Annotated in this window: 11 protein-coding genes; 4 read left to right on the top strand and 7 right to left on the bottom strand. The window is 64.0% G+C overall.

Annotated elements, in window-relative coordinates:
• Window positions 1–74: 74 nt before the first annotated feature.
• From PJL15_RS02740 to xylA, 7 genes are all read right to left on the bottom strand, one after another.
• Window positions 75–971, bottom strand: a complete 897-nt coding sequence (locus tag PJL15_RS02740) for an aldose 1-epimerase family protein (protein WP_281449678.1) — start codon at window positions 969–971, stop codon at window positions 75–77.
• Window positions 968–2503 carry an L-arabinose isomerase gene (gene araA / locus PJL15_RS02745; RefSeq protein WP_281449843.1) on the bottom strand — a complete coding sequence of 512 codons (1536 nt, stop codon included), beginning with the start codon at window positions 2501–2503 and terminating at the stop codon, window positions 968–970. The genes PJL15_RS02740 and araA overlap by 4 nt, the downstream gene beginning before the upstream one ends.
• Before the next feature lie 55 nt (window positions 2504–2558).
• Window positions 2559–3266, bottom strand: a complete 708-nt coding sequence (locus PJL15_RS02750; RefSeq protein WP_281449679.1) for an L-ribulose-5-phosphate 4-epimerase — start codon at window positions 3264–3266, stop codon at window positions 2559–2561.
• Window positions 3263–5005 (bottom strand): ribulokinase, encoded by a 1743-nt coding sequence (gene araB / locus PJL15_RS02755; RefSeq protein WP_281449680.1) that lies wholly within the window; start codon window positions 5003–5005, stop codon window positions 3263–3265. The genes PJL15_RS02750 and araB overlap by 4 nt, the downstream gene beginning before the upstream one ends.
• Before the next feature lie 187 nt (window positions 5006–5192).
• Window positions 5193–6176, bottom strand: coding sequence for a LacI family DNA-binding transcriptional regulator (locus PJL15_RS02760; protein WP_281449844.1), 984 nt, complete (start codon window positions 6174–6176; stop codon window positions 5193–5195).
• Between the two features lie 69 nt (window positions 6177–6245).
• The gene (gene xylB / locus PJL15_RS02765; protein WP_281449681.1) at window positions 6246–7673 is read right to left on the bottom strand and encodes a xylulokinase; all 1428 of its coding nucleotides are present in this window, start codon (window positions 7671–7673) and stop codon (window positions 6246–6248) included.
• A gap of 86 nt (window positions 7674–7759) precedes the next feature.
• Window positions 7760–8947 carry a xylose isomerase gene (xylA, locus tag PJL15_RS02770; protein ID WP_281449682.1) on the bottom strand — a complete coding sequence of 396 codons (1188 nt, stop codon included), beginning with the start codon at window positions 8945–8947 and terminating at the stop codon, window positions 7760–7762.
• A 144-nt stretch (window positions 8948–9091) separates the two neighbouring features.
• Here xylA and PJL15_RS02775 point away from each other — a divergent pair, with 144 nt between their 5' ends.
• The 4 genes from PJL15_RS02775 (at window position 9092) to PJL15_RS02790 (ending at window position 12205) form a co-directional block, all read left to right on the top strand.
• Window positions 9092–10297, top strand: a complete 1206-nt coding sequence (locus tag PJL15_RS02775; RefSeq protein ID WP_281449683.1) for an ROK family transcriptional regulator — start codon at window positions 9092–9094, stop codon at window positions 10295–10297.
• Between the two features lie 101 nt (window positions 10298–10398).
• Window positions 10399–11478: a YihY/virulence factor BrkB family protein gene (locus PJL15_RS02780; RefSeq protein WP_281449684.1), complete on the top strand. Its 1080-nt coding sequence runs from the start codon at window positions 10399–10401 to the stop codon at window positions 11476–11478.
• Entirely contained in the window at window positions 11478–11696 is a 219-nt protein-coding gene (locus tag PJL15_RS02785; protein ID WP_281449685.1) for a hypothetical protein, read from the top strand. Before PJL15_RS02780 ends, PJL15_RS02785 begins: the two co-directional genes overlap by 1 nt.
• Before the next feature lie 59 nt (window positions 11697–11755).
• The gene (locus PJL15_RS02790) at window positions 11756–12205 is read left to right on the top strand and encodes an oxidoreductase (RefSeq protein ID WP_281449686.1); all 450 of its coding nucleotides are present in this window, start codon (window positions 11756–11758) and stop codon (window positions 12203–12205) included.
• Window positions 12206–12240 lie beyond the last annotated feature (35 nt).

Genomic DNA, 12240 nt, shown 5'->3' on the forward strand with positions numbered 1-12240 from the left:
AGTAAGTAGCAGCAAATGCCGTTATGGAGCCTCATAACGGCATTTGCTGTTACCCAGTTGGGCCCGGAAGGACACTACAGAGCGTAGATGGTCCAGGAGGCTTCGTGCCCGGCGCCCGGTTCAAGCCGGATCAGGTCCGTACCGCTGTTGAAGGCATCCGGCGGGCAGGTCATCGGCTCCACCGCCAGGCCGATCCGGTTTGGCAGGGGTTCGGGCTTATCAGCCGTATGGATTTGCAGCCACGGGCAGCTTTCGTCCCAGGACATGCCGACGCCGGTGCCCGCCGGGTCCCGCAGCGACAGCCGCGCCAGCCCGGCGTCGAACGCTATGTCCGTGAAGGCGTGGTCAATCTCGGTGCTGCCGATCGGCCTCGCGGAGCGGAAGTCGAAAGCGTGGCCTTCGACTGGCTCCAGCGAAACCGGCAGCAGCCTGTCGGCGGTGACTTCGAGGTAGGTCCGGGCTGGAACTTCCAGGATCCACTCATCCAGCGGTGAAGATCCTGCCACCAGGTACGGGTGCGGGCAGACGCCGTAGGGGGCGGCGGCGTCGGCCGCGTTGCGTGCGGTCACGTTGGTGTGGAGCCCGGCGTCGTCCAGCACATACCGGGCCGAGAGCTCCAGTACGAACGGGTAGCCTTCGGTAGGCCCCACCGTGCACGTCAAGGTGAGGGAACCGGCGTCGGACTCCTTCAGCGACCAGTCGAGAGGATAAGCGAGCCCATGCAGTGCCGTGCCCCGCTCGGGTTCGGTGACCTCCAACTGGTGAGCGACGCCGTCGAACGTGTACCTTCCATCAGCGATCCTGTTGGGCCACGGCGCGGCGATGATGCCACGGTAATCCGGGATCGGTCCGCCTTCCGGAAACGGGACCACGAGGTCGCGGCCCTCAAACTGCAGGACACGAAGCGCAGCTGCGCGGGCAGCCACAACAGCCGTGTAGCCACCCGCCGTCAGCGTGAATTCGGTGCTCACAGGCCGCCGGCCAGTTTGTAGTAGGCGGCGTTCCAGGCGAGTTCCTTCTTGAACTGCTTGATGGTGGTGTCCTCGTCAATGGTGAGGAGTTCGGTTTTGGCGATCTCGGCGAAGTCCTCGAACACCTCCATGCCCACCTGCGTGGAGAGGACCGTGTGGTGCGCTGCGCCGGCGGTGAGCCATGCGGCGGCCGAGGTGGCGAAGTTCGGCTTGGGCTCCCAGAGCGCTCGCGCCACGGGGAGGTTCGGGAGCGGCTGGTCGAGGTCGACGACGTCCACGGCGTTCGCGACCAGGCGGAAGCGGTCGCGCATATCGGACAGCGCGACGACGACGCCGGGACCTGCGTCGGTGTCGAACACCATGCGGACGGGATCTTCCTTGCCGCCGATGCCCAGGGGGTGGATCTCGACGCGTGGCTTCCTGGCGGTCAGGGAGGGGCAAACCTCGAGCATGTGCGCGCCCAGGATCTTTTCCGAGCCCGGTTCAAGGTGGTACGTGTAGTCCTCCATGAGCGAGGCACCGCCGGGCAGCCCGGAACCCATGACCTTGGCGGCGCGGACCAGGATGGCCGTTTTCCAGTCGCCCTCGGCGCCGAAACCGTAGCCATCGGCCATGAGCCGCTGGACGGCCATGCCCGGGAGTTGGCGCAGTTCGCCGAGGTCCTCGAAGGATGTGGTGAACGCTGCGGAGCCGTTTGTGTCGAGGAAGCTGCGCAGGCCGAGTTCGATGCGGGCGCTGTAGCGGAGGGATTCGTGGCGGGCACCGTCTTTTTGCAGTTCCGGAACCACCTCGTAGAGGTTCTCGTATTCGGCTACCAGGGCGTCGACGTCGGACTCTTCCGCGCCGTGGACAGCGTCGGCGAGCTCGTTGACGGACCAGGTGTTGACCGAGACGCCGAAGCGCAGCTCGGCTTCGGTCTTGTCGCCTTCGGTGACGGCGACGTTGCGCATGTTGTCACCGAAACGGGTCAGTTTCAGTGTCCGGACCGCGGCCCAACCGGCGGAGGCGCGCTGCCAGGCGCCCACTTGGCGGGCGACCTCCGGGTTGCTGACGTGCCCGACGACGGTCTTCCGCGGCACTCCGAGGCGGGCCTGGATGTACCCGAATTCCCGGTCGCCGTGGGCTGCCTGGTTGAGGTTCATGAAATCGAAATCAATGTCGGCCCAGGGGAGGTCGCGGTTGGCCTGGGTGTGCAGGTGCAGGAGCGGTTTGCGGAGGGTGTCCAGGCCTTGGATCCACATCTTGGCGGGGCTGAAGGTGTGCATCCAGGCCGTCACGCCGATCACGGAATCATCCGAATTAGCCTCCAGTGCGGTGCGGCGGATGGCGTCGGAATCGGTGAGGACGGGCTTCCAGACGAGCTTGACCGGTACGTCGGTGTTGGCGTTGAGGGCGTTGGCGATTTCCTGCGACTGTGCAGCGACCTGCTTCAGGACGTCCTCGCCGTAGAGGTGCTGGCTGCCGGTGAGGAACCAGACCTCGTACTGCTCCAGCGATGTGGAGTTGGCGGACGTGTTGTTGGTGGTGGGCATTTCGTGGCTCCTGGGTGTGGCTTTGACGTGGGCGGTGGGGTTTGGCTGGTCCGCGTCAGCGGCCATAAACGTTCTGGTAGCGGTCGTACAGGGACTCGATCTTGGCCTGGTCGATGGGCAGTGGCTCCCCAAGCTGGCGTGAAATGTGGACGGTCCTGGCAACTTCTTCGCACATCACGGCGGCTTTGACGGCCTCGCGGGCGGACTTGCCGATGGTGAACGGGCCATGGTTCTGCATGAGGACTGCCGGGGAGTTGGAGTTCTTCAACGTCTCCACGATGCCTTGGCCGATCGAGTCATCGCCGATCAAAGCGAACGGCCCCACGGGGATGGGTCCACCGAATTCGTCGCCCATCATGGTCAGCACGCAGGGTATTTCTTCTCCGCGGGCCGCCCAGGCGGTGGCGTAGGTGGAGTGGGTGTGCACCACCCCGCCTACCTCGGGCATGTGCCGGTACACGTAGGCATGCGCTGCGGTGTCGGAGGACGGTGAGAGGTCCGGGTTGCCCGAATCGACGGTGCCGCTGCTGCCGGTGTTCATGCCCCGGACAGGGGTGCCGTAGAGGTCGGTGACCACCATGAGCTCAGGGGTCAGGTCGTCGTAGGAAACACCGGAGGGTTTGATGACCATCAGGTCATGGCCCGGAATTCGGCCGGATACGTTGCCTGCGGTCCAGACCACCAGTTGGTAGCGGGTCAGTTCGGCGTGGAGCTCGCAGACTTCCCTGCGGACTTGTGCGATGGTGTCCAGGAGGTTGCTCATGCGGACACCCGCTCGGCTTCGTCGGTAGTGGAGTTCGACGCCGGATCGCCCGGTGCGCCGTTGCCCTGCGCCTGGCGCTGGATGGCCTTCAGCCGGTGCATGACGTTGTTGGCGCCCCGCCCGAAGTAATCGTGGAGGGTCCTGTATTCCTGGAACAGGGCCTCGTAGGCAGCCACGTTTTCCGGGATCGGAGTGTAGACGGCGCCGGGTGCGGCAGCCATGGCAGCCGCTGCCTCCCGGATATCCTTGTACGCCCCGGCAGCAACTGCGGCGTGGATGGCCGAGCCGAGGGCCGGACCTTGTTCGGAGCCGATGGTGGAGAGTTGCAGTCCGGTGATATCGGCGTAGACCTGCATGAGGAACTTGTTCTTCAACAGGCCGCCGGCCACTATGAATTCCTTGACCGGCACACCCGAATCGCGGAAGGCATCGACGATGGTCCGCGTGCCGAAAGCGGTGGCCTCCAGCAACGCCCTGTAGGTGTCTTCGGGTTTGGTGGCCAACGTCTGGCCGACCACCACGCCGGAAAGCTCGTGGTCGACCAGCACGGAGCGGTTGCCCGAGTGCCAGTCCAGGGCGATCAGGCCGTGCTCTCCAATGGCCTGCTTCTGCGCGAGTTCCGTGAGGTACTCGTGGATGCCCAAGCCCTTCTCTGCCGCGGCCTTGTGGTATTCCGGCGGCACACCGTTCTTGGTGAACCAACCAAAAATGTCGCCCACTCCGGACTGGCCTGCTTCATAGCCCCACAAGCCGTCGACAATGCCACCGTCCACGACGCCGCACATGCCGGGGACCTCGCGCAGAACATCGCCGTTCATCACATGGCAGGTGGAGGTCCCCATGATCGCCACGAGCTGTCCCGGTTCCACAGCGTTCGCCGCCGGTGCGCTGACGTGGGCGTCCACGTTACCGACGGCCACTGCGATTCCCGGAGGCAGGCCGGTCCACCCCGCGGCTTCTTCGGTGAGGTAACCCGCGGCATCGCCGAGGCGGCCGATGGCGTGTTCGAGTTTGCTGCTGACGAAGTCCTTGAAATCAGGATTCAGTGCTGACAGGAAATCCTCCGATGGGTACTTCCCGTCCTGGTAAATGCCCTTGTAGCCGGCCGTGCACGCGTTCCGGACGTAACTTCCGCAGAGCTGCCACACGATCCAGTCCGCGGCTTCAACCCAGTGATCCATCGCTGCGTAAACTTCCGGGTCCTCTTCAAGAAGCTGAAGACCCTTGGCGAACTCCCACTCCGAAGAGATCAGGCCGCCGTACCGGGGGAGCCAGGCCTCGCCGCGCTCCTCGGCGAGCTGGTTGATGCGGTCAGCCTGCGGCTGCGCCGCGTGGTGCCGCCACAACTTAACGAACGCGTGCGGACGGTCCGCGAAACGGTCCAGTTCGTTCAGCGGCGTCCCGTCCGCCGTCGTCGGAACCATGGTGCAAGCGGTGAAGTCAGTAGCGATCCCCACCACGCTTTCCGGTTTGATACCGGCATCGGCGACGGCGGCCGGCACCGCGTGCCGCAGGACGTCGCGGTAATCATTGGGAACCTGGAGGGCCCAGTCCGCTGGAAGCCGCTGGCCGCTGGTGGGGAGGTTCTCGGAAACCACGGCATGCGGATATTCGAACACCCCGCTGCCGATCTCGGCGCCATCCGATACACGCACCACAACAGCACGACCAGACAGGGTGCCATAGTCCACACCGATGACGAACTGCTCGTCGAGTGGATAGTTTTCAGAGGTATTCATGGGAGTCTCCATCCGGCTGGCCAGGGCCTCATTGCCGGGGGTCGGGGTGGAAAATACAGAAGGTCTGATGCAATTGTTAGCGCTCACAACATTGATGTCAAGAGGAGGCCAAACGTGGAGCGGATAACGCTGCGCCGGGTCTTAGGAGCGCGTCACAAAACCTCTGTTTGGCTTACCGTGTGTTGTCTTAGGTGCGCAGGGGTGCCGTGGTGGAGCGAACCACGAGCCGGGGGGTCACCGTAGCTGCCGTTCCGGTGGTTCCGCCCTCAATACGGTCCAGGAGCAAGTCGATGCAGCGCTGGCCAAGTTCCTCAAAATCCTGGGCAACAGTGGTCAGGGGCGGGATGAAGTAGGCCGACTCGGGCTGGTCGTCAAAACCCACAACGCTGATGTCGCCCGGCACTTGGACGCCGGCTTCATTGAACGCCCGCAATACTCCCAGCGCCATCTGGTCATTGGCCACGAACACGGCCGTCATGGCTCGTTCTGCGGCGATTTTCAAGCCTTCGCGGTAGCCGCATTCGGCGCTCCAATCGCCCTCAATCAGGGAGCCAGGCTCCGTTCCAGCTGACGCCAAGGCGTCGCGCCAGCCGTCAATGCGGGCTGCGGCGTCAATCCAGTCCGACGGCCCGGAAAGGTGGCCGATCCGCCGGTGCCCCAGTTCCAGCAAATGCTCGACGGCGAGCCGCGCGCCTTGCCGCTGGTCGACCGTGGCGCCAGTGAGATACTCATCGCCGAGGGACCCGACGGCAACGAGGGGCACTTGGGCAGTGACGTCTTTGAGGACCTCAAAGGTCCCCGGGTGAGGCACGGTCACCACGATGCCGTCCACCCCTTGGTCCATGAAGTGCGCCAAGGCGTCCTTGATGGTTTCCGGAGTGACTTCGCGGAGGCCGGCCACGCTGACGAAATAGCCGGCGTCCCTCGCGGCCTGCTGCACGCCAAGGAGTGTGTGCGACGGCCCGTATTGGGCCATTTCGCTGCCCAGCACTCCGATGGTTTGGGAGCGCCGGGTGACGAGGCTGCGCGCAGCGGTGTTGCGCCGGTAGCCCAGCTCGGTGATGGCTTGCTCTACGCGTTCACGGGTCTTGGAACTTACGTTGGGGTGGTTGTTCAGGACCCGGGACACTGTTTGGTGGGAAACCCCGGCCACGCGTGCAACGTCCTCCATGACGGGCGGACGGGCTGATGCAGATTGTTCAGAGCTCACCCTGTCACGATAGAGCACTGGCAAGCATGATCAGCCGATGGCGGCCTTGGCGGCGTAATGGCGGTACGTATCCAGGAACGGCGCCACGTCCTTGCCCTCCCGGTTCACGGTCACTCCGTCCACTGGCCAATCCGGCAACTGGCCCGTGAGGACACCCGCAGCTTGACGCGCAGCGCCATCGGCGACGTATTCTCCCGGGTTGGGAACGAAGACGGGCAAGCCGAAGGCCGAGGCCGCCACCTGTTGAACGGCTTCGGATTGAGCGCCGCCGCCCACCAGGATGATGCGCCGGGCCGCTACACCTTGAGCCTGAAGCGCAGCCAACCCGTCAGCCAACGAACAGATAACACCCTCGATGGCGGCGCGCGCCAGGTTGGCGGGTGTGTAGTTGGAGAGGGTCATGCCGTGGAGTGAGCCCGTTGCGTCGGGCAGATTGGGAGTTCGCTCGCCTTCGAAGTAAGGGACCATGGTCAATCCCTCGGCGCCTTCAGGAGCTGAGAGCGCCAGTGTGCCCAGCTCGTTCAGGCTCGCGCCCAGCAGTGCGGCCGTGGCATCGAAGATTCGCGTTGCGTTGAGCGTGCATGCCAGCGGAAGATAGTTTCCCGTTGCGTCAGCGAAGCCGGCCACCAGCCCGCTTGGATCCTGCGCGGGAGTGTCCGAGACCGCGAACACCGTCCCGGACGTCCCTATGGAGATAACAACATCGCCGACGGCGGCGCTGACGCCAAGGCCTGCAGCGGCGTTGTCGCCGGCTCCAGGTCCGATCAGGGTTCCTGTGGAGGTTTTGCCCGCTGTTTCCAGGGGGCCCACAATCACCGGCAGGACGGGAACATGTCCAAGGGTGCTTTCGAGTACCTCGGGCAGATATTCGCCGGTGGCCACTGAGTAGTAGCCAGTACCCGAAGCGTCAGACCGGTCAGTCCGGAGGAACTGCAGGGAAGCCGGGCCGGTTGCCGGTCCATGGCCGGCCAATCGCCAGGACAACCAGTCATGCGGGAGGCACACAGCCGCCGTGCGTCGCGCATTTTCGGCCTCGTTCCGTGCCAGCCAACGCAGCTTGGTGGCGGTAAGGGAAGCCACAGGAACTGTTCCCGTGCTGCTTGCCCAATAGGCGGCGCCGGCCCCAGCATCGCCCCGTCCGGCGTCGAGGATCAGCTCTTCAGCGTCTTGCGCGGAGCGGGTGTCGTTCCATAGCAGGGCCGGGCGGACCACCTCGCCTGTTTCGTCGAGGCAGACCATGCCGTGCTGCTGTCCGCCGACGGAAACGGCATCGACGTCGTCCAGGCCGCCTGCCGCCGCGATTGCTTCCTGTAGGGCTGTCCACCAGTGATCCGGGTGGATCTCAGTGCCGTCCGGGTGGGAGGCGCGGCCTTGGCGGACCAGGGCGCCGGTGACTGAGTCCCGGATGACCACTTTGCAGGACTGGGTGGAGCTGTCGATCCCGGCTACGAGGGGCATGCGTTTTTCCTTTGGCGAACCGTGCCGGGCCCGCCCAGGAGAAATCCTGGACCAGCCCGGCGACGGGGTTGCGGTGTGGTGGAGTTTTAGCGGGCGCCGAGCAGGTGCTCGATGGCCAGCTGGTTGAGGCGGACAAAGGCGAACGAGCGCTCGGCCGCTTTATCGGCGTCGAACGTGTCGAACGCGCTGGCATCGGCCAGGAGGTCGGCAGTGGTTTCCCCGGCGCCCAGCGTGCTCTCGCCGAGTTCGAACACGCCCGAGGTGGCCAGGGCTTCCTGGACCTCGGAATCGGCGCGGAAAGCCAGCGCGCGTTCCTTCAGCAGGAGGTACATGGACATGTTGGACTTGGCTGATTCCCACACGCCGTCGTAGCCGTCGGTGCGGGAGGGCTTGTAGTCGAAGTGGCGGGGGCCGGTGTACTTGGGCCCGCCGTTGGGGAAGCCGTTCTCCAGGAGATCCACCGTGAAGAACGCGCTGGTGAGATCGCCGTGGCCGAAGACGAGGTCTTGGTCGTACTTGATGCCACGCTGGCCATTGAGGTCGATGTGGAAGAGCTTGTCAGCCCACAGTGCCTGGGCGATGCCGTGCGTGAAGTTCAGCCCGGCCATCTGCTCGTGGCCCGTTTCCGGGTTGAGGCCCACAATGTCGCCGTGTTCCAGCTGCGCGATGAAGGCAAGGCCGTGGCCCACTGTGGGGAGGAAGATGTCGCCGCGGGGCTCGTTCGGCTTGGGTTCCAGCGCGATCCGCAGGCCGTAGCCTTTTTCCTTGATGTAGCCGGCAGCTGTGTCCACGCCTTCCTTCATGCGGTCCAGTGCTGCGGAGAGGTCCTTGGAGCCGTCGTACTCGCTGCCTTCGCGGCCGCCCCACATCACGAACGTCTCGGCGCCAAGCTCAGCTGCGAGATCGATGTTGCGGAGGATCTTGCTCAGCGCGAAGCGGCGGATGGAGCGGTCGTTGGAGGTGAATCCGCCGTCCTTGAAGACCGGGTGGCTGAAGAGGTTGGTGGTGACCATGGGCGTCTTCAAGCCGGTCTCGGCCAGGGCTGCCTTGAAGTTCTTCAGGATGAGGTCGCGCTCTGACGCGCTGGCGTCGAAGGGGATGAGGTCATTGTCATGGAAAGTGATGCCGTACGCGCCAAGCTCGCTGAGCTTGTGGACTGCTTCTACCGGGTCCAGGGGTGCCCGGGTGGCAACGCCGAAGGGGTCGGCTCCGGTCCAGCCGACAGTCCAGAGACCGAAAGTGAACTTGTCTGCAGGGGTGGGCTGCGGGGTCATGATTGCTCCTTTGCAAGGCAACGGGAAAGAGGCGACAGAAAGTCATTCCAATTAGTTTTCAATCTGAACTATATGGGGGATGATGGATCATGGTCAATGGAAGTCCGCAAAAAATTTTTGAATCCGCGAGGAGGTCCACTGCTGATGAATGAGCCAACCGCGCCCGGACGCGTGGGCGACGTCCGCCGTCGAAACCTCTCGCTCGTATTGGACTCGATCGCCAAAACCGTTGATGCCAAGCCGAGCCGCGCGCAACTTGCTGCCGGAACGGGGCTCACCAAGGCGGCTGTTTCCAGCCTTGTGGCCGATCTTGTGGAGTCGGGCCTGGTCTCCGAGGTAGGCCTGTATCGCGACGGAGAGCGGGGCAGGCCCGGCCAGGGATTGGAGTTGAACTCCCGCCGGGGCGTGGTGGGCATGGAAATCAATGTGGATTACCTGGCTGTGGGCCTGGTGGATCTTGCTGGCAACCTCCGGTTCCACTCTGCTGTTGAGTCCCGCAACCGTGGGATGCCACCCGCCAAGGTCATGGAGCAACTTGCGGGCCTGGCTGCCGAGGCAAAAGCCGCAGCGGTAGCCGAGGGCATCGCCATCCTGGGTGGCGGCCTGGCTGTGCCCGGGCTCGTGGACGAGAAGAGCAACGTGGTGCTGTCTGCCCCGAACCTCCATTGGGAGAGCGAGCAGCTGAATCCCACGTCCCTGCTGGAGGGGGCGCCACTTGGCGTAAAGCTGTCCAACGAGGCCAACAGCGCAGCCCTCGGTGAGCTTTGGTATGGCGGGGGAAAGCCGGATTTCCTCTATGTCTCGGGAGAGGTGGGCGTCGGTGGTGGCGTCATCATCGGCTCTGAGTTGTACATCGGCCCTGGCGGGTCGGCCGGCGAGCTTGGCCATATCGTGGTGCATCCGGAAGGCCCTGAATGTTCATGCGGCGGGTTCGGATGCCTGGAGACTTTTGCCGGGCAGGAGGCCATTTTCGAGGCAGCGGGCATTGCTGGCGGCACGTTGGGCGAGCGCACCGGGATGCTGCTCGCGGCCCTGCGGACGCAGGAACCAAAGGCCACGCAAGCGGTCAGCGACGCCGGCCGCTACCTTGGCGTCGCCCTGGCCTCGGCCGCGCGGTTGATGGATATCGAAGCGGTGGTCCTCGGTGGACACTTCGCCGTACTGGGGGGGTGGCTCAAGCCGTCATTGCTGGCCAGCCTGGAACGCTATGCGCCGGGGCTGTTGGCGCCGGAAAACCTGACGATTTCCCGCTTGGAGCATTCCGGGACACTCCTGGGCGCGGCCGGTCAGGTGATCCGCTCGGTTATCGAGTCGCCCTTCGAGTTCCTGCTCGCGAGCAAATTGGCCTGACCCCGGGTTTAAATTCGCCAGAGTCCTTTCGAAGTAATCATCAGTATGCTTACTATTGATGGGTCAGCTGTTCGCGCAAACTACCCACGGACGAGTGCCTCATGACCACACAAGACTCAGCCCACACCAGCACAAGCAAGGCGCAGACCGCGCCCTCCCCGGAAGACTCGCGTAAGCCGGACAGTCCCAACGACCTCGTCAAGCCTACGTGGACCTACATCGCCAAGCGCACCCTGCGCGAGTTCAGCAAGGACCAATGCCCCGACGCCGCGGCAGGGCTGACGTACTACGCCGTCCTGTCCCTGTTCCCGGCGCTGCTGGCCCTGGTGTCCCTGCTGGGCCTCTTCGGCGATGCGGGCAAAACCACCTCCTCCATCCTTGATATCGTCCAGCAATTCGCGCCCGGACCCGGCGTCGACGCCATGCGCCAGCCCATCGAGGAGCTGACCCGTTCCAACGCTGCCGGCTTCGCCTTGATCCTCGGCATCGTGGTGGCCCTCTGGTCCGCGTCCGGATACACCACGGCTTTCAGTCGCGCCATGAACCGGGTTTACGAAGTCGACGAAGGCCGCGGTTTCGTGAAGTTGCGGGGCACCATGCTCGCCGTGACCGTCGTGGCAGTAGTGGGAGCGGCGCTCGTGGCCGCCATGCTGGTCCTCAGCGGCCCTGTGGCAGAGACCATCGGCGGGGTAATCGGCCTCTCCGAGGCATTCGTGGCCGTATGGAACATCGCCAAGTGGCCGGTCCTCATTGTGATCGTGGTGGCCATCATTGCTGTCCTCTATTACTTCACCCCGAACGTCAAGCAACCCAAGTTCCGCTGGATGAGCATGGGCTCGCTGATCGCACTTGTCATTTTTGCCCTGGCGTCACTGGGCTTCGGCTTCTACGTTGCCAATTTCAGCAACTACAACAAGACCTATGGTGCGCTGGCCGGCGTCATCATCATGTTGCTGTGGCTGTGGATACTTAACATGTCCTTGTTGTTTGGTGCCGAGTTCGACGCCGAGATGGAACGCGGCCGGCAGCTCCAAGGCGGCATCGAGGCCGAAGAAAGCCTCCAGCTGCCTCCTCGGGACACCAAGCGGAGCGACAAGCAGCAGCAAAAGGAAGAAGAAGTGGTGCGCCGTGGCGAGGAACTTCGGGAAGACCATGGCAACGACGCCGGAAAAGAGAAGTAATGGGAGCGATCATGCCCGGGACCAAGGACAAGAAGCTCAAGACCGTCAGGAATGGGGACCGGCTGCGGATCGGCGATGAGGTCTTCCGGGTCAGTTCGGTGGAACCGCAGGATGATTCACCGAACATCAGGCTTGAACTGCAAGGGCACGACGGAGGATCGGTCACCTTGATCGGTCTGCCGAAGACCCGCGTGGCGCTCGCTGCGAAAGCCTCATAGCCTTCCGGCATTGCGCCTTGCCCTTCACGTGCGACCATCCGCGTGCAATCGTTTTCACCATGGAAACGGTGTATGAAGCGGCTGGCGGTAGCGAGTTTTTCGTGAAGTTGGCCGCTGCCTGGCACGCCAGGGTCGTCGCAGACGAGGTAGTGGGGCACGCGTTCCGCCACGGAGTACATCCCGAGCACACCCAGAGGCTGGCGGCCTACTGGAGTGAGGCACTGGGTGGTCCGCAGCTGTATTCGGGCGTCTACGGAGATGAGTCGTCCGTGGTGAGGATGCACAGCGGAAACGGACCCCATACAGACATGGACCGCCGCGCCATTGACTGCTTCGACCAGGCCCTGGCGGATGTTGGGCCTTTGGATGCCCGCCTGCACGGTGTCCTGCACGACTACTTTGCCTGGACCACCAGCAACTCCATGGCCCGCTATGAACATTCAGCAGACGATGTCCCGGCCGGTCTGCTGATTCCCGCGTGGTCCTGGGACGGACTGGAAACCCGTTGAGGGATCAGGCTTCCGCCGGGAAACCCTGATCGGCA

This window comes from Paenarthrobacter nitroguajacolicus, from assembly GCF_029952445.1.
Taxonomy (GTDB): domain Bacteria; phylum Actinomycetota; class Actinomycetes; order Actinomycetales; family Micrococcaceae; genus Arthrobacter; species Arthrobacter nitroguajacolicus_B.